This is a genomic window from Streptomyces sp. NPDC045846 (genome assembly GCF_056431605.1).
Genome location: NZ_JBWKKJ010000001.1, coordinates 161646 through 178883 on the forward strand (window position 1 = coordinate 161646; position 17238 = coordinate 178883).

Sequence of the window (17238 nt, forward strand, 5' to 3'; positions counted from 1 at the left end):
CCCGGTGCTGTGCGGTACCGGGGGCGGAGCCGAAGAGGTCCAACCAGCCTTGTCAGCCGACCAGTTGGTCGTACGCCGGGAGCGTCAGGAAGTCGGCGTAGTCGGCGTCGAGGGAGACCTTCAGGAGGAGGTCGTGGGCCTGCTGCCACTTGCCGGCCGCGAAGGCCTCCTCGCCGATCTCCGCGCGGATCGCGGCGAGCTCCTCGGCCGCGACCTTGCGGGCGAGCTCGGCCGTGGCCTTCTCGCCGTTCTCGAAGACCACCCCGGCGTTGATCCACTGCCAGATCTGCGAGCGCGAGATCTCGGCGGTGGCCGCGTCCTCCATGAGGTTGAAGATGGCGACCGCGCCGAGGCCGCGCAGCCACGCCTCGATGTAGCGGGTTCCGACCTGCACGGCGGAGACCAGGCCGCCGTAGGTGGGCCTGGCGTCGAGCGAGTCGATGGCGATCAGGTCGCCGGGCGCCACCGAGACGTCCTCGCGCAGCCGGTCCTTCTGGTTCGGCTTGTCGCCGAGGACCGCGTCGAAGGAGGCCATCGCGATCGGGACCAGGTCGGGGTGGGCCACCCACGAGCCGTCGAAGCCGTCGCCCGCCTCACGGTCCTTGTCGGCCTTGACCTTCTCGAAGGCGACCTTGTTCACCTCGGCGTCCCGGCGCGAGGGGATGAACGCGGCCATGCCGCCGATCGCGTGCGCGCCGCGCTTGTGGCAGGTGCGGACCAGGAGTTCGGTGTAGGCGCGCATGAAGGGCGCCGTCATCGTCACCGCGTTGCGGTCCGGAAGGACGAACTTCTCGCCGCCGTCGCGGAAGTTCTTCACGATGGAGAAGAGGTAGTCCCAGCGGCCCGCGTTCAGGCCCGCCGCGTGGTCCTTGAGCTCGAAGAGGATCTCTTCCATCTCGTACGCGGCCGTGATCGTCTCGATCAGGACGGTGGCGCGGACGGTGCCCTGCTCGATGCCCACGTAGTCCTGCGCGAAGACGAAGATGTCGTTCCAGAGGCGGGCCTCCAGGTACGACTCCGTCTTGGGGAGGTAGAAGTACGGGCCCTTGCCGAGGTCGATCAGGCGCCGGGCGTTGTGGAAGAAGTACAGGCCGAAGTCGACGAGCGCGCCGGGGACCGGGCGGCCGTCGAACTGGAGGTGGCGCTCCTCCAGGTGCCAGCCACGCGGGCGCATGACGACCGTCGCGAGCTGGTCGGCGTCCTTGAGGGCGTACGACTTGCCGGACTTCGCGTCGGTGAAGTCGATGCGGCGCTCGTACGCGTCGATCAGATTGAGCTGGCCGAGGACGACGTTCTCCCAGGTGGGAGCGGAGGCGTCCTCGAAGTCGGCGAGCCAGACCTTCGCTCCCGAGTTCAGGGCGTTGATGGTCATCTTGCGGTCGGTCGGACCGGTGATCTCCACACGGCGGTCGTTCAGCGCGGCCGGGGCCGGCGCCACCTTCCAGTCGGTCGCGCGGATCTCGGCGGTCTCGGGACGGAAGTCGAGCGTGGAGGTGCGGGCGATTTCGGCCCGGCGGTCCTGGCGGCGGGCGAGGAGCTCGTCACGGCGGGCCGTGAAGTTCCGGTGCAGCTCGGCCACGAAGGCGAGGGCCGCGTCGGTGAGTACCTCCTCCTGCCGGGGCAGGGGCTCGGCATCGACGATGGCCAGCGGGGACGGCGCTGGTGCGGACATGAGCTGTCACTCCTTCGCGGGCGGTGCCCTGACGGCCGCCGGGTCGCCCATCATGGCACTCAGTGCCAGGGCTCCGAGATACGACTGCGGGCGCCGGCTGATCTGACGGGCGCTTCTGAACAGTGGATACTAGTTTCCTCATGGTGGAAGTTCAATGGTTTGTTGATGTCGAGATTCTCCGGGTCGACAGACCATGGCGCTGGGTGCCACCCCGTTCACTCCACGTCTCCACCGGACCCCACGCCCTTCCTGTGTACTCCACATCTAGGCGAGACGGCCCAGATCCGCCTCCGTGTCGATGTCGTACGGCTCCGCCACGTCCCCGCACTCGACCAGAACGATCTCCCTCTCGTGGGCCTTCAGATACGTGCGGGCGCCGCGGTCACCGGTCGCGTCGGCGGCGATGTCCGCCCAGCGGTCCGCGCCGAACAGCACCGGATGGCCGCGCTTGCCGTCGTACGAGGCGGCCACCAGCGCATCGCCCGAACGGTGGGCGGCGAGCACCCGGGCCACCGCCTCGGCGCCGATGCCGGGCTGGTCCACCAGCGAGACCAGCGCGGCCCCCGGCCCGCCGTCCGCCCCGGGGTCCGACTTGGCCAGCGCTTCGAGCCCGGCCCGCAGCGAGGAGCCCATGCCCTCGGACCAGTCCGGATTGTCGACCAGCACGCAGCCCGCCAGGTCCGCACGGGCCCGCACCTCGTCGGCCGCGGCCCCGAGCACCACGTACACCGTGCGGCAGCCGCCCTCATGCAGGACCCGGACCGCGTTCTCCACCAGCGGGCGGCCGCGGTGCGTCAGCAGCGCCTTGGGGCGGCCGCCGAGCCGCCGCCCGCCGCCCGCCGCGAGCAGCAGCCCTGTGACCTGTGCGGCATTTGTCATCGGTTGCGTCATGCCCCCAGATATACCCAATGCTTCTGTCGAATTCCGTCCGCGCAGTGGCGCACGGCACACCGCATGGCGTTAACTGACCCGCGAATCCCGGCAGTTGACCTTCGCTGTACGGGTTCTCAACACCTGCACAAGGACGTGCGTGGGGGAGGGCTTTTGTTGCGAGGCGTGGAGCAGAGGGCCGTGGCCGGCAGTGGTGAGGACCCCAGAGTGAGCGAGTTGCGGGCCGCCGTGTCGCGGCTGCGCCGGGAGCTGGCCGGTCATCCGGCGGAGTTTCCCGACCGGGCCGTGGCCGAGGACGAGCTGGCCGCGCTGGACGCGATGGCGATGAGCGGCGTCCCGGAGGTTCCCCGGCTGCGCCGCTCGCTGCTGCTGATCGCGGGCTCGATCGGCTCGGTCAGCGCGCTGGCGGCCGCGGTGGGCGACGTACGCAAGGCGGTAGAGCTGTTCGGCGAGCCGCCGGGCCGGTACTGAGCGGTCGCCCCTGAGCCACGGGGTGAACTCCCGCGACTCAAGAGCGAGTTCACGCCACCCAGTGCGGGCGGTTCTGCTCGCCGATGACGGCGGGCAGGCCCGCGTCGAGGGTGGCGGCCAGGCGACGGACCGCCTCCTCGGCCCGCTCGGGCTCGTGCACGAAGGGGATGCGCAGCCGGTGTTCGTGCGTGCCGGGATCCGCGGCGAAGCGCGAACCCGGCTGGAGGTTCACCCCGTGGGCCAGCGCCGCCTGGGCCAGTGCCCCCGCGACCGGGCGGCCCAGGTCGACCCAGAGGCAGAGCCCTCCGGTCGGCGACTGCCAGCGCCACTCGGGGAGATGGCGGGCCAGTGACGCGGCCAGCGCGTCGCGCCGCTCGCGCAGCCGCGGCAGCCGGGTGCGCAGGACGTCGTCCATGCCGGGCAGCAGCGTCTTGGCGAGCACCTGGTCGACGAGCGAGGGCGCCAGGTCCACATGGATGCGCAGCGAGGCCAGCTCGTTGACGAGCCGGGAGCTCGCCCGCACCCAGCCGGTGCGCAGCCCGCCCCAATGGGTCTTGCTGAGCGAGCCGACCGTGACGATCTGCTCGGCCTCGCCCTGGTGGGCGAGGGACACGAAGGGCGCGGGGGCCGGGCCCTCCAGGGACATCTCGGCCATGGTCTCGTCGATCAGCAGCCAGGTGCCCGTCGCCCGGGCCGCGCGCAGCAGCCGGGTGCGCTGCTCGGTGCTCATGAGGGCGCCGGTCGGGTTGTGGAAGTCCGGGATGAGGTAGGCGAGCCGGGGTGCGGTCTGGCGCAGGGTGCACTCCAGGAGCTCGATGTCCCAGCCGTCCTCGGTCACCGGCACGGGAGTGATCCGCAGCCCCGCGTGGCGCACCGCGTCGAGGGCGTTGGGATACGAGGGGCTCTCCACGAGGGCCCGGTCGCCCGGCCGCCCGAGGAGGTTCACCACCAGCGACACCGCGGACTGGGCGCCCGTGGTGATCAGGATCTGCTCGGGCAGGGTGGGCAGACCGCGCCGGGTGTAGCGCTCGGCGACGGCGGCGCGCAGCTCGGGCAGGCCGAGCGGGTGGTAGCCGTTGGTGGTGGCGTGGCGGGCCACTTCCTGTGCGGCCTGCGCGAAGGCCGCCGCCAGCTCCGCGGCCGGGGCGGCCGGCGAGGCCATCGCCAGGTCGATGACGCCGTCGGGCGCCTGATAGCGGGCCACATTGGCCGGGGTGGTGCCCTCGGGCAGCTCGGTCCAGGTGCCCGCGCCGCGCCGGCTGAGCGCGTATCCCCCCTCGCGCAGCAGGTCGTAGGCCGCCGTGATGGTGGCCCGGCTGACCTCCAGTGCGGTGGCGAGCTCGCGCTCCGCGGGCAGCCGGGTGTGCAGCGGGATGCGGCCGTCCAGGAGCAGGGAGCGCACGGCCTGGGCGAGCGCGCGGTAGCCGGGGCGCGGGCCCGTGATGGCGGTGACCTGACCGGCGAGCTGGCGGCTGCCCAGCGTGCGCGCGGCGCTGCTCACGGTGTCCAGGGACCGGACCACCCGCATGCCTGCCATACCAACCTCCATGAATTGGCCATGCCTTCCAGGCCAATCAGCGTACAAACTCGCATCCTGTCCGCACATTGGCCTGCAAGCGGTGGTCGGGAAAGGTGAGTTGGCATGGAACGCGATGTGGCGGTTACGGACCGGTTCGAGCGGGAGATGCAGCGACGTCACGAGGAAGGTCCGCGGGGCGTCTGGCTGCTCCGTCTGCGCGGACTGCGACGGCGGCGCTCGGGGCGCGCGAAGTGACCGCGGGACGCGTGGTCGTGCTCCCTCGGCGCGCGGTGCGGGCCCTGCGGCGCGCGACGGCCGTGGACTTCGCCCCGCACCGGTGAGGCGAGCGGGGGCCGGGCCGTACGGGGGGCGGCCCGGCCCCGTGTTCGCCCGGCCGCCCGTGGTCCGGGGCGGGCGCCAAGGGTTCAGCCCGGCTGGCGGATCAGACGGCGCGCGCTCGCGGCGGCGACCGCCGCCGTGCGCGAGTCCACCCCCAACTTGGCGTAGATGTGGACCAGATGGGACTTGACGGTGGCCTGGCTGAGGAACAGCCGCTTGCTGATCTGCTGGTTGGAGAGTCCGTCGCCGACCAGCTGGAGGACCTCCAGCTCGCGCCGGGTCAGCGCCTCCGCGGGCGTCCGCATCCGGTCCATCAATCGGTGCGCCACTGCGGGGGCGAGCGCCGACTGGCCCGCGGCCGCGGTGCGGACCGCCGCCGCCAGCTCCTCGGGCGGGGCGTCCTTGAGCAGATAACCCGCCGCGCCCGCCTCCACCGCGGCCAGGATGTCCGCGTCCGTGTCGTAGGTGGTGAGCACCAGGACGCGCGGGGCGCCCGGTCCGGCGGTGATCGCCGCGGTCGCCTGCGCGCCGTGCATCCCGGCGCCGAACTGGAGGTCCATCAGGACCACGTCGTACGCGCCGGAGGCGGCCAGCTCCACCGCGCGCTCGGCGGTGGCGGCCTCCCCGGCCACCGTGAAGTCCGGCTCGGTGTCGAGGACCGCCCGCAGCCCGGCCCGCACGATGGGATGGTCGTCGGCGAGCAGCAGCCGGATCGGCGCCGCGCTCACCGGGCACCCGCCACGGGCAGCGGCAGCGTGATCGCGACGGCCGTGCCCTGGCCCGGCGCGGACTCCACGCTCAGGGTGCCGCCGAGCGAGTGGGCGCGCGAGCGCATCGCGGGCAGGCCGAAGCCGCCGGTGTCACGCGGCCGCCGGTCCGCCGGGTCGAACCCGCGTCCGTCGTCGACGACGTCCAGGGCCACCGAGGTCTCCATGAAGCTGAGGGTGATCTCGGCACGGTCCGCCCCCGCGTGCTGCACGGTGTTGGCGAGCGCCGACTGGGCGATGCGCAACAGCGCCACCTCGTACGGGGTCGGCAGCGCGACCGGGGTGCCGCTCACGCCGAACTGGACGGCCGGGCCGGGGGCCGCCGCGCACAGCCGCTCCAGGGCGCCGGACAGCGAGCCTTGCTCCAGGTCGGGCGGGGTGAGCGCCCGCACGAACCGGCGGGCCTCGGCCAGGTTGTCCTGGGCCGCGCGGCGGGCCTGCTCGACGTGGCCGCGGGCCGGGTCGCCGGCGGGCAGCGCGCGCTCGGCGGCGCGAAGGAGCAGCTGGATCGAGGAGAGGCCCTGGGCGAGCGTGTCGTGGATCTCGCGGGCCAGGCGCTCGCGCTCGGCGAGGGTGCCCGCCGTGCGCTCGGCCTCGGCGAGCTCGGCCCGCGTCGCCACCAGCTCGTCGATCAGCTCGCGGCGCCGCTCGCTCTCCCGGTACAGCGCGTCGTACCCGAGCACGGTCGCCACGGCGACCGCCGCGCCGAGCAGCGGCCCTATGAAGGCGCCCGGCGTGACCTGCTGCCCGTGCAGCAGGAAGCTCGCGATGGCCGCGCCCGCCGTCGCGAGCACGGCGGGCAGCGCCCAGCGCAGCGGCAGCAGGTGGAGCAGCAGGAAGTAGAGCGGGAAGGCGGCCCACAGGGCGTCGGGGGAGAACACGAGCAGCACCAGCCAGGACGCCCCGAGCGCTCCGAGCCACAGCGCCGCCGCCGACGTCCGCGGCCGCACCGCGGGCAGGGCGACGCCCACCGCGTACACGGCGGTCATCAGGACGACCGCCCCGAGGACGGCCGCCGGCCGCGGCGAGCCGCCGCCCACGGCCCGCACCGCGGCGAGCGCGAGCAGCCCGCCGAGCAGCGCGTGCAGGCACAGCCGCAGCAGGGCGGCGACAGGGGTGTGGGGGCGTGCGGGATCCATAGGACTTCCAGCGTACGGGCCCCCCGGGCGGCCCCGGTCAACCGAAAGTTTGATGTGCGGATGCGTCCTTCGATCCGCTCACGCATGCCCGGGCGCGATGTGCCCCGGGCCCCCGAAGACCACGCTTGAGCCCATGTTCGTCGCATGGAGAGACCTCCGGTTCGCCAAGGGCCGGTTCGCGCTGATGGGTACGGTCGTGGTGCTCATCACCCTGCTGGTGGGGCTGCTTTCCGGGCTCACCGCCGGGCTGGCCAGGGACAACACCTCGGCCGTCAGCGCGCTGCCGGCCGACCGGCTCGCCTTCGCCGCGCCGCCCTCCGGGCAGTCGGTGTCGTTCACCAACTCCGTTGTGCCGAGCGGGACGTGGCACCAGTGGCAGAAGGCGCCGGGGGTGCGGGAGGCTCAGCCGATCGGTGTCTCCACGCTGAACGCGAAGGCGGGCGAGCGCACGGCCGCGGTGTCCTCGTTCGCGGTACCGGCGGGTTCCGACCTGGCCCCGTCCGCGGTGCGCGCCGGCTCCGTCGTCCTCTCGCACGGCGCGGCCGAGGACCTGCACGCGAAGGCGGGCGACCGCCTGACGCTGGGCGGCCGCACCCTGACCGTGTCCGCGGTCGCGGGCGAGGACTCCTACAGCCACACCCCCGTCGTGTGGACGGCGCTGGCCGACGACGCGCCCGCCACCGTCGTCGCGCTCACCCTCGACGGCGGCGCGGACCTCGCGGCCACCGACCGGCGGCTCGCCACCGAGAGCCTGACGCTCTCCGACGCACTCGCCGCGCTGCCCTCCTACCAGGCCGAGAACGGCTCGCTCCAGCTGATGCGCGGCTTCCTCTTCGTCATCTCGGCGCTGGTCGTCGGCGCGTTCTTCACCGTGTGGACGATCCAGCGCAGCGGCGACATCGCCGTCCTGAAGGCGCTCGGCGCCTCGACGCCCCACCTCCTCAAGGACGCGCTCGGCCAGGCCTTCGTGATGCTGACGGCGGGCACGCTGCTCGGCACCGGACTCGCCTCGCTCGCCGGGGGGCTCGTCGGCGGCGCGGTGCCCTTCGTGCTCGACCCCACCACCACGCTCGCCCCGGCCGCCGTACTCATCGTGCTCGGCGTGCTCGGCGCCGCCCTGTCCATCCGGCGCATCACCGCCGTCGACCCGCTGACCGCGCTCGGGAGTGCCCGGTGAACCCCTCTGTGACCCCGTCCCTGCTCCTCGACGACATCACCCTGACCTACCCCGACGGCGAAGGCCGCCTCACCGCCCTGGACGCGGTCTCGCTCGCGGTCGGCGCCGGTACGGTGACGGCCTGCGTCGGCCCGTCCGGATCCGGCAAGTCCAGCCTCCTCGCGGTCGCCGCGACGCTGGTGACCCCGGACAGCGGGCGCGTCGTGGTGGCCGGGACCGACACCGCCGGGCTCGGCCCGGCCGAGAAGGCGGCGCTGCGCCGCGACTCCATCGGCATCGTCTTCCAGCAGCCGAACCTGCTGCCCTCGCTCACGGCTGCCGAACAGCTCCAGGTGATGGTGCACCTCGCGGGCCGCAGGCCGCGCGAGGCGCGCGGGCGCGCCCTGGAGCTCCTGGCCGCCGTCGGCCTCGGCGACCAGGCCCACCGCCGCCCCCACCAGCTCTCCGGCGGCCAGCGCCAGCGCGTCAACATCGCCCGCGCCCTCATGAACGAGCCCGCGGTGCTCCTGGTCGACGAGCCGACCAGCGCCCTCGACCACGAGCGGGGCGCCGCGGTGCTCGACCTCCTGCTCTGCCTCACCCGCGACCGCGGCACGGCCACCGTCCTGGTCACCCACGACCGCGCCCACCTGGAGCGGATGGACGCCGTGGTGACCATGGCCGACGGGCGGCTGAGCGCCGCGCGGGCGGTCGCGGGCTGAGCCCCGCGATCCACGCGGCACACTCTTGGCCGGCGCATGGGAGGCTCCATACCGCCCGTGCGCCGGGGGTTCACCCGCACGGCCACGGCGGTACACAGGGCGCCACTACTCATGAGCGCGCACCCCCCAACCCCGGTTCCACCAACGTCAGGGGATACCTGTGAACCGCCCGCTCCTCCGGCTGGCCGCGACCTTCGGCGCCGCCGGCGCGCTCGCCGGAACGACCGTGCTGCACGCCGACGCCACCCCGGCGCGCCCGCACCGAGCCGCCGCCCAGCACGTCCTGCTCATCTCCGTGGACGGCCTGCACCAGGCCGACCTCGACCGGTACACCGCCCAGCACCCGCACTCCGCGCTGGCCCGACTCGCGCACGGCGGTGTGCAGTACACCCACGCGAGCACCACCACGCCCTCGGACTCCTTCCCCGGCATGACCGCCCAGGTCACCGGCGGCGGCCCGGGCACCACCGGGGTCTACTACGACGACTCCTACGACCGCACCCTGCTCCCGGCCGGGACCACGAACTGCGCGAAGGCCGTGCCGGGCGCGGAGGTGGACCTCACCGAGGACCTCGACAAGGACAAGTCGGCCCTCGACGCCGGCCAGGGCCTCGCCGGACTGCCCGGCAGCATCCTGCACATGACGGGCAACCCGGGCACGCTGCTCAACCCGGCCGCGCTGCCCGTCGACCCGAAGACGTGCAAGCCGCTCGCCCCGCACTCCTACCTGCGCGTCAACACCGTCTTCGACGTGGCCCGCCGGGCGGGGCTGCGCACGGCCTGGTCGGACAAGCACGCGGCGTACGACATCCTGCAGGGGCCCTCGGGCCAGGGCATCCAGGACCTCTTCACGCCCGAGATCAACTCCGACGCCATCGGCTACCCCAAGGGCACCGACTGGACGAAGGACAACAAGGCGACGCGGCAGTACGACGACTACAAGGTCCAGGCCGTTCGCAACGAGATCGACGGCTACGACCACAGCCGCGGCCACCGCACCGGCACCCCGGCCGTCTTCGGCCTCAACTTCCAGGCCGTGTCGACCGCCCAGAAGCTGCCCGCCTCCGACGGCCTCAAGGGCGGGTACTCGGCCAAGGGCGTCCCCGGGCCGCTGGTCGAGAAGAGCATCGACTTCGTCGACTCCGAGATCGGCTCGCTGGTCGCCGAGCTCAAGGCCCGCCACCTCGACACCAGCACGACTGTCATCCTGTCCGCCAAGCACGGCCAGTCGCCCACCGACCCGGCCGCGCTGACCCGCATCGACGACGCCCCGCTGCTCGCCGGTCTCGACGCGGCGTGGAAGAAGGCCCACCCGGGTGCCGGCGCCCTCGTCGCGCACTCCGCGGACGACGACGGCGTGATGCTGTGGCTCACCGACCACTCGCAGGCCGCCGCCGACTTCGCCAGGGCCTACCTCCTGGCCCAGCACGGCACCGGCACCGACATCGACGCCAAGCCGAAGGCCTTCACCGCGTCCGGCCTGACCAAGGCGTACGCGGGCGGGGAAGCCGCGCGCTACTTCGGTGTGAAGGCGGGCGACGCCCGGGTCCCCGACGTCTTCGGCATCGCCCGCGACGGCGTCGTCTACACCGGCGGCACCAAGAAGATCGCCGAGCACGGCGGCGCCAACGCCGACGACCTCGACGTTCCGCTGGTCGTCTCCGGCGCGGGCACCCCGGCCGGGGTGCGCGAGGAGGGCCGCGTCCACACCACGCAGATCGCGCCCACCATCCTGGCCCTGCTGGGCCTGGACCCGCGGGACCTGCAGGCCGTGCGCCGTGAGCACACCCGCGTGCTGCCCGTGCGCTGAAACGGCGGTGGGCCCCCTGCCGCGACGACAGGGGGCCCACCGAGGGCGGCTCAGGCCTGGGCGGCCGTGTTCGCCAGGGCCGTCGAGAGCTCCTGGGCGATGCCCTGGAGGATCGGGACGATCCGGTCCGTGGCCGCCTCGGTGACCCGGCCGGCCGGTCCCGAGATCGAAATGGCCGCGGCGGTGGGGGAGTTGGGGACCGACACCGCGAGGCAGCGGACTCCTATCTCCTGCTCGTTGTCGTCCACCGCGTACCCGGCGCGCCGCACCTGCTCCAGGGCGTCCAGGAAACCGTCCGCCGTGGTGATCGTCTTCTCCGTCGCGGCCGGCATGCCGGTGCGGGCGAGCAGCGCGCGGACCTCCTCCGGCGGGGTGTGCGCGAGCAGCGCCTTGCCCACGCCCGTGGAGTGCGGCAGGACCCGGCGACCCACCTCGGTGAACATCCGCATGGAGTGCTTGGAGGGCACCTGCGCGACGTACACGATCTCGTCGCCGTCGAGGAGCGCCATGTTCGCGGTCTCGCCGGTCTCCTCGACGAGGCGGGTCAGATACGGCCGCGCCCAGGTGCCGAGCAGCCGGGACGCGGACTCGCCGAGCCGGATCAGGCGGGGGCCGAGCGCATAGCGCCGGTTGGCCTGCTGGCGGACGTAGCCGCAGGCCACGAGCGTACGCATCAGGCGGTGGATGGTTGGAAGGGGAAGGCCGCTGCTCGCGGAGAGCTCGCTGAGGCCGACCTCGCCCCCGGCGTCGGCCATCCGCTCCAGGAGATCGAAGGCGCGCTCGAGGGACTGGACGCCTCCGGTGGCGGGGGAGGATTTGGAGGCGTCGGTGGTGCTGGCGCTTGACGTCGGCACGGCGCGTTCCTTTCGATGCTGGCAGGCGAAGGAGCAGACTACCGGGCGGTTGTCCGTCCTACCCTGGACAGGGCAGGTGTCCTCGCCGGTCAGAGCGGGTTTGTCCGGTCGTCGGCGGTACTCCGTGGCGATACCTACATTCTGCTTGGTGAAATTCTAATTCCATTCTGTGGAAACCTCCAAGACTCGCCCCCGTGTCGGCCGTCACGCCTCGGCCACCCTTGACGGCTTCGTCGGCGAGCGCGCAAACTCCTTCAACAGATCGTTGAATTCCGGTGTACGGAAGAATCCGCTGGGAAGTGAGGCTCGGGTGTCCGACGTCAACCTGGTACTGCGCTCGACGCGCGTCATCACCCCCGAGGGGACGCGCCCGGCGACGGTCGCCGTCGCCGACGGGAAGATCGCGGACGTACTGCCGTACGAGGCCGAGGTCCCGGCCGGCGCGCGCCTCGAGGACTTCGGCGACGACGTGCTGCTGCCCGGCATCGTCGACACCCATGTGCACGTGAACGACCCCGGCCGCACCGAGTGGGAGGGCTTCTGGACCGCCACCCGCGCGGCGGCCGCCGGGGGCATCACCACCCTGATCGACATGCCGCTCAACTCGCTGCCCCCGACCACCACGGTCGAGAACCTGCGCGTCAAGCAGGAGGTCGCCGCGAGCAAGGCGCACATCGACACCGGTTTCTGGGGCGGCGCGCTGCCCGACAACGTCAAGGACCTGTTGCCCCTGCACGAGGCCGGTGTCTTCGGCTTCAAGGCGTTCCTCTCGCCCTCCGGCGTCGAGGAGTTCCCCGAGCTCGACCAGAAGCAGCTGGAGCGCTCGCTCGCCGAGATCGCCGGGTTCGACGGCCTGATGATCATCCACGCCGAGGACCCGCACGAGCTCGACGCGGCCCCGCACCTCACCGGCCCCAAGTACGCCGACTACCTGGCGACCCGGCCGCGCGTCTCGGAGAACACCGCGATCGAGGGCCTGATCAACGCGGCCAAGCGCGTCGGCGCCCGCGTCCACGTGCTGCACCTGTCGTCCTCGGACGCGCTGCCGCTGATCGCCGCCGCCAAGCGCGAGGGCGTCAAGCTCACCGTCGAGACCTGCCCGCACTACCTCACCCTGACCGCCGAGGAAGTCCCGGACGGGGCGAGCGAGTTCAAGTGCTGCCCGCCGATCCGCGAGGCCGCCAACCAGGACCTGCTGTGGGCGGCGCTGGCCGACGGGACCATCGACTGCATCGTCACCGACCACTCGCCGTCCACCGCCGACCTCAAGACCGACGACTTCGCGACCGCCTGGGGCGGCATCTCCGGCCTCCAGCTCAGCCTCCCCGCCATCTGGACCGAGGCCCGGCGGCGCGGCCACAGCCTGGAGGACGTGGTGCGCTGGATGTCGACCGCGACCGCCAACCTGGTGGGGCTCACCCAGAAGGGCGCCATCGAGGCCGGCCGCGACGCCGACTTCGCGGTGCTCGCCCCCGACGAGACCTTCACCGTGGACCCGGCCGAGCTCCAGCACCGCAACCGCGTCACCGCCTACGCGGGCAAGACGCTGCACGGCGTCGTCAGGTCGACCTGGCTGCGCGGCGAGCGCATCCAGCACGACGGCGTCATCGCCGAGCCCACCGGCCGCCTGCTCGAAAGGAACAACTGACACCGTGAGCACCCTTCCCTCCTTCACCGGTGACGCCAGCCCCTTCGGCGGCGGCGACCCGTACGCGGACTACCGCACCGCGGACTTCGCCTTCACCCAGTACGTCGACCTCGCCGACCGGCGCCTGGGCGCGGGTGTGATCGCCGCCAACGACGAGTTCTTCGCCGAGCGCGAGAACCTCCTCAAGCCCGAGCCCGCCGAGTTCGACCCCGAGCACTTCGGCCACAAGGGCAAGATCATGGACGGCTGGGAGACCCGGCGCCGCCGCGGCGTCTCGGCTCAGCAGCCGCATCCCACCGACGAGGACCACGACTGGGCGCTCATCCGCCTGGGCGCGCCCGGCGTGGTGCGCGGCGTCGTCGTCGACACCGCCCACTTCCGCGGCAACTACCCGCAGGCCGTCTCGGTCGAGGCCACCTCGGTGCCGGGCTCCCCCTCGCCCGAGGAGCTGCTCGCCCCGGACGTGAAGTGGACAACCCTCGTGCCCCGTACGGCGGTTGGCGGCCACGCGGCCAACGGCTTCGCGGTCGACGTCGAGCAGCGCTTCACGCACCTGCGCCTGAACCAGCACCCCGACGGCGGCGTGGCCCGCCTGCGCGTCCACGGCGAGATCGCCCCCGACCCGCGCTGGCTGGCCGCGCTCGGCACGTTCGACCTCGCGGCCCTGGAGAACGGCGGCCAGGTCGAGGACGCGTCGGACCGCTTCTACTCTCCCGCCACCAACACCATCCAGCCGGGCCGCTCCCGCAAGATGGACGACGGCTGGGAGACCCGGCGCCGCCGCGACAAGGGCAACGACTGGATCCGCTACCAGCTGGCGGCCCAGTCGGAGATCCGCGCGATCGAGATCGACACCGCGTACCTGAAGGGCAACTCGGCGGGCTGGGCGGCGCTCTCGGTCCGCGACGGCGAGTCGGGCGAGTGGGCGGAGGTCCTGCCGCGCACGCGACTGCAGCCCGACACCAACCACCGCTTCGTCCTCGACGCCCCCGCCGTGGGCACCCACGTACGGATCGACATCTTCCCCGACGGCGGCATCTCGCGGCTGCGCCTCTTCGGCTCCCTGACGGCCGAGGGCGCGGCGCGGCTGACCGCCCGCCACCAGGAACTGGGCGGCTGAGCCGGCCCGACCCCCTAGAGCAGGGCGGCACGACACCCGCCCGCGCGCGAGGCACCCCGACCCGACAGCACCGGGGTGCCTCGCGCTTTTCCCGTGCGCGCTAGGCCGCGTAGCCCCCGTCCACCGAGAGTTCGGCGCCCGTCACGTACGCCGCCTCCTCGCTCGCCAGGAACGCCACGGTCGAGGCGACCTCGTCGGGCGTTCCGTACCGCCCGAGCGAGGTCATCGCGGCCTGGTCCGCGGCGTACGGCCCGTCGGCCGGGTTCATGTCGGTGTCGACGGGGCCCGGGTGGACGACGGTCGCGTTGATCCCGCGCGGTCCGAGCTCGCGCGCCAGCGCCCTGGTGAGCCCGATGAGGGCCGACTTGCTGAGGGTGTACAGCACGCCCCCGGGCCCCGGCGCGTGCTGGGTCAGGCACGAGCCGATCGTGATGATCCGCCCGCCGCGCGGCATCCGGGCCGCGGCGGCCTGCGACGCGAGGAAGACGCCGCGCACGTTCACCGCGAGCACCCGGTCGACGTCCGCGAGGCTCAGCTGGTCGAGCGGGGCGAGCACGCCCACGCCCGCGTTGTTGACCAGCACGTCGAGGCCGCCGAGCGCCCCGGCCGCCCGCTCGACGCTCTCCACGGCGTCCGCCGCCAGGGCCTGGTCCGCGCGCAGCGCGACCCCGCGCCGCCCCATCGCCTCGATCTTCGCGACGACCTCCCGGGCCCCCTCCTCGCCCTGGACGTAGGTGACGGCGACATCGGCGCCCTGCTGGGCCAGGCGCAGCGCGGTGGCGGCGCCGATGCCCCGGCTGCCGCCCGTGACCAGGGCCTTCTTGCCGTTGAGCGAGTTCATCGTGGGGTCCTCTTCCCTCGGCGGGTCCGGTGCGGTGCGCCCGGACCGGTTGTTGTTGCGGCTTCAAGCAAAGCCGTCACCGGGTCCCCGCGCTGGCGGCCATCGGACACCGAGTCCCGCTGCTGGAACCCGGCGCTCCGTGTCGTACGTTGACCCCCGGCAAGCACCCCGCACACGTCAGGAGAGCGCCGTGACCCTTCGGCAAGAGATCGTCGGCAACGCCATGCAGATGGCCGTCGTGAACCTCACTCCCGGCCAGACCGTCTACTGCGAGGCCGGGAAGTTCCTCTTCAAGACCGCCAACGTGTCGATGGAGACCCGGCTGTCCGGACCCGACCGGGGCGGGCGCGACCAGGCGGGCCAGGGCGGCGGCATGGGCGGCATGCTGCGCCAGGCCATGGGCACCGCGATGCAGGTCGGCCAGCGCGCGCTGGCCGGCGAGTCGCTCGCCTTCCAGTACTTCACCTCCACCGGCGGCGAGGGCACCGTCGGGTTCGCGGGCGTGCTGCCCGGCGAGATGCGCGCCCTCGAACTCACCGGGAACCGGGCCTGGTTCGCCGAGAAGGACGCCTTCGTGGCCGCCGAGTCCACCGTCGACTTCGGCATCGCCTTTCAGGGCGGCCGCACCGGCATGAGCGGTGGCGAGGGCTTCATCCTGGAGAAGTTCACCGGCACCGGCACCGTGATCATCTGCGGCGCGGGCAACTTCATCGACCTCAACCCGGCCGACTTCGGCGGCCGCATCGAGGTCGACACGGGCTGCATCGTCGCCTTCGAGGAGGGCATCGAGTACGGCGTGCAGCGCATCGGCGGCCTCAACCGCCAGGGCCTGATGAACGCCGTCTTCGGTGGCGAAGGCCTCTCGCTCGCCACTCTGGAGGGCAACGGCCGCGTCATCCTCCAGTCGCTCACCATCGAAGGCCTGGCCAACGCCCTGAAGAAGGCACAGGGCGGCGACAAGCAGGGCCCCACGGGCGGCCTGTTCTCCACGCACGCGGGATGACGCGCCGCGGGAGCGATGAGTTCCGGGGGAGCGCGCGGTCTCAGCTGGTGTGAACGGCGCGGCACGACCGCGCCGGAGCGCCCCTCAGGAAGGCTCGGACCATGAAGCTCACCTTCACCACGTTCCTCACCCTCGACGGCGTCGTCCAGGCACCCGGAGGGCCCGAGGAGGACCCCGGCGGCGGCTTCGCGCACGGCGGCTGGCAGGTCCCGTTCGGCGACGACGAGACGGACCGGCAGATCATCGAGTGGTTCGCGGGCGCGGAGGCCTTCCTGCTCGGCCGGCGCACGTACGACATCTTCGCCGGGTACTGGCCGCGCGTCACCGAGCCGGACCATCCGATCGCGGCCCCCCTGAACGGGCTCCCCAAGTACGTCGTCTCGAACACGCTGAAGAACCCCGAGTGGCACGGCACCACGGTCCTCGCGGGCTCCGACTCGGACGTGGCCTCGGCGGTCCGGACCCTCAAGGACCGGCCCGGCGGCGAACTCCAGGTGCACGGAAGCGGCACCCTGGCCCGGTTCCTGATGGGGCACGGCCTCATCGACGAGTACCGCCTGCTGACCTACCCGGTGGTGCTCGGCGAGGGCCGCCGCCTGTTCACCGACGGCGTCCCCGCGACCTCCTTCGCGCTGGCCGCGTCCCGCACCACTCCCAGCGGCGTCACCATCACCACCCTGTGCCCCACCGGCCGCCCCACGTACGGGAGTTACGACCTCGACGAGTGAAGCCCGGCCTGCTGGGCGGAATGGCCTTTCCCGGCCCGCCCGCCGCCCGGGCCTCACCCACCTCTCCGCCAAGGACACGTTCTCCGCGCGGATGTGGGCGGTCCGGTGCACCTTCCCCTCCCGCGTCGGCCCCCCTCCTCCGCACCGAACCGCTGTGGGCCGCACCCGGCGGCGAACGCCTGGGCGTGCAGGGCCTGTTGGAGACGCTCCTGGTCCTCGCGGGCACCGGCCGCGGACGCCGGGCCGCGGTCCGACTACTGCCTCGGGGCCCGTTCCGACGCGATCAGTACCGCCACGCCCGCGGCCGCGAGCACGATGCTCGCGAAGACCTCGTGGCCGGTCAGGGCGTCGGGCCGGTGCACCAGCGTCCACAGGCTGAACCAGCCCGTCCACTCGTGCAGCAGCCCGCCGACGCCCTGCACGAGCAGCAGGCACCCGGCGACCTCCAGGAATCTCCTCATGCCCCGAAGCCTGCCCGCGCCGGGCGCGCCTCCGCGTCGGCCGCAGGGACACCGCTCCCGCATCGAAAGTCTCGGGCTCCGCGACTTTGGTAGCGTC

16 protein-coding genes are annotated in these 17238 nt (G+C 73.0%); 8 read left to right on the forward strand and 8 right to left on the reverse strand.

Features of this window, described 5'->3' with window-relative positions; genetic code table 11:
* Window positions 1-52: 52 nt before the first annotated feature.
* Both aceB and AC07F3_RS00730 read right to left on the reverse strand, forming a co-directional pair.
* On the reverse strand, window positions 53-1672 hold the full coding sequence (aceB, locus tag AC07F3_RS00725; protein ID WP_479109071.1) for a malate synthase A: 1620 nt from the start codon (window positions 1670-1672) through the stop codon (window positions 53-55).
* Window positions 1673-1936: 264 nt separating this feature from the next.
* Window positions 1937-2563, reverse strand: a complete 627-nt coding sequence (locus AC07F3_RS00730) for a nucleotidyltransferase family protein (RefSeq protein WP_479109073.1) — start codon at window positions 2561-2563, stop codon at window positions 1937-1939.
* 153 nt (window positions 2564-2716) lie between these two features.
* Between AC07F3_RS00730 and AC07F3_RS00735 the strand changes: the two genes are divergently transcribed.
* Window positions 2717-3034, forward strand: a complete 318-nt coding sequence (locus tag AC07F3_RS00735) for a DUF5955 family protein (protein ID WP_479109075.1) — start codon at window positions 2717-2719, stop codon at window positions 3032-3034.
* A 49-nt stretch (window positions 3035-3083) separates the two neighbouring features.
* Here AC07F3_RS00735 and yczR read toward each other — a convergent pair whose 3' ends face one another.
* The 3 genes from yczR to AC07F3_RS00750 all read right to left on the reverse strand — a co-directional run bounded on the left by yczR (window position 3084) and on the right by AC07F3_RS00750 (window position 6798).
* Window positions 3084-4571, reverse strand: a complete 1488-nt coding sequence (gene yczR, locus AC07F3_RS00740; protein WP_479109077.1) for a MocR-like transcription factor YczR — start codon at window positions 4569-4571, stop codon at window positions 3084-3086.
* A 407-nt stretch (window positions 4572-4978) separates the two neighbouring features.
* Complete coding sequence (locus tag AC07F3_RS00745; RefSeq protein ID WP_479109079.1) at window positions 4979-5620, reverse strand: response regulator; 642 nt, start codon at window positions 5618-5620, stop codon at window positions 4979-4981.
* Window positions 5617-6798, reverse strand: a complete 1182-nt coding sequence (locus AC07F3_RS00750; RefSeq protein ID WP_479109081.1) for a sensor histidine kinase — start codon at window positions 6796-6798, stop codon at window positions 5617-5619. Before AC07F3_RS00750 ends, AC07F3_RS00745 begins: the two co-directional genes overlap by 4 nt.
* A 133-nt stretch (window positions 6799-6931) precedes the next feature.
* On the opposite strand from AC07F3_RS00750, the gene AC07F3_RS00755 reads away from it, so the two are divergent.
* The 3 genes from AC07F3_RS00755 (at window position 6932) to AC07F3_RS00765 (ending at window position 10486) form a co-directional block, all read left to right on the forward strand.
* Window positions 6932-7975 carry an ABC transporter permease gene (locus AC07F3_RS00755; RefSeq protein WP_479109083.1) on the forward strand — a complete coding sequence of 348 codons (1044 nt, stop codon included), beginning with the start codon at window positions 6932-6934 and terminating at the stop codon, window positions 7973-7975.
* Window positions 7972-8676 (forward strand): ABC transporter ATP-binding protein, encoded by a 705-nt coding sequence (locus tag AC07F3_RS00760; protein ID WP_479109085.1) that lies wholly within the window; start codon window positions 7972-7974, stop codon window positions 8674-8676. The genes AC07F3_RS00755 and AC07F3_RS00760 overlap by 4 nt, the downstream gene beginning before the upstream one ends.
* 160 nt (window positions 8677-8836) lie before the next feature.
* Window positions 8837-10486: an alkaline phosphatase family protein gene (locus AC07F3_RS00765; RefSeq protein WP_479109087.1), complete on the forward strand. Its 1650-nt coding sequence runs from the start codon at window positions 8837-8839 to the stop codon at window positions 10484-10486.
* A gap of 50 nt (window positions 10487-10536) precedes the next feature.
* Here the strand turns inward: AC07F3_RS00765 and AC07F3_RS00770 are convergent, their stop codons facing one another.
* On the reverse strand, window positions 10537-11340 hold the full coding sequence (locus AC07F3_RS00770) for an IclR family transcriptional regulator (protein ID WP_479109089.1): 804 nt from the start codon (window positions 11338-11340) through the stop codon (window positions 10537-10539).
* Between the two features lie 310 nt (window positions 11341-11650).
* Here AC07F3_RS00770 and allB point away from each other — a divergent pair, with 310 nt between their 5' ends.
* Entirely contained in the window at window positions 11651-12988 is a 1338-nt protein-coding gene (gene allB, locus AC07F3_RS00775) for an allantoinase AllB (RefSeq protein WP_479109091.1), read from the forward strand.
* Between the two features lie 4 nt (window positions 12989-12992).
* On the forward strand, window positions 12993-14108 hold the full coding sequence (alc, locus tag AC07F3_RS00780; protein WP_479109092.1) for an allantoicase: 1116 nt from the start codon (window positions 12993-12995) through the stop codon (window positions 14106-14108).
* 100 nt (window positions 14109-14208) lie between these two features.
* Here alc and AC07F3_RS00785 read toward each other — a convergent pair whose 3' ends face one another.
* Window positions 14209-14949: a 3-oxoacyl-ACP reductase family protein gene (locus AC07F3_RS00785; RefSeq protein WP_479109094.1), complete on the reverse strand. Its 741-nt coding sequence runs from the start codon at window positions 14947-14949 to the stop codon at window positions 14209-14211.
* Window positions 14950-15139: 190 nt separating this feature from the next.
* Between AC07F3_RS00785 and AC07F3_RS00790 the strand changes: the two genes are divergently transcribed.
* Both AC07F3_RS00790 and AC07F3_RS00795 read left to right on the forward strand, forming a co-directional pair.
* Window positions 15140-15952: an AIM24 family protein gene (locus tag AC07F3_RS00790; RefSeq protein WP_479109096.1), complete on the forward strand. Its 813-nt coding sequence runs from the start codon at window positions 15140-15142 to the stop codon at window positions 15950-15952.
* Between the two features lie 101 nt (window positions 15953-16053).
* The gene (locus tag AC07F3_RS00795; RefSeq protein WP_479109098.1) at window positions 16054-16680 is read left to right on the forward strand and encodes a dihydrofolate reductase family protein; all 627 of its coding nucleotides are present in this window, start codon (window positions 16054-16056) and stop codon (window positions 16678-16680) included.
* A 254-nt stretch (window positions 16681-16934) separates the two neighbouring features.
* On the opposite strand, the gene AC07F3_RS00800 is transcribed toward AC07F3_RS00795, so the two are convergent.
* On the reverse strand, window positions 16935-17141 hold the full coding sequence (locus AC07F3_RS00800) for a hypothetical protein (RefSeq protein WP_479109100.1): 207 nt from the start codon (window positions 17139-17141) through the stop codon (window positions 16935-16937).
* Window positions 17142-17238: the final 97 nt, after the last annotated feature.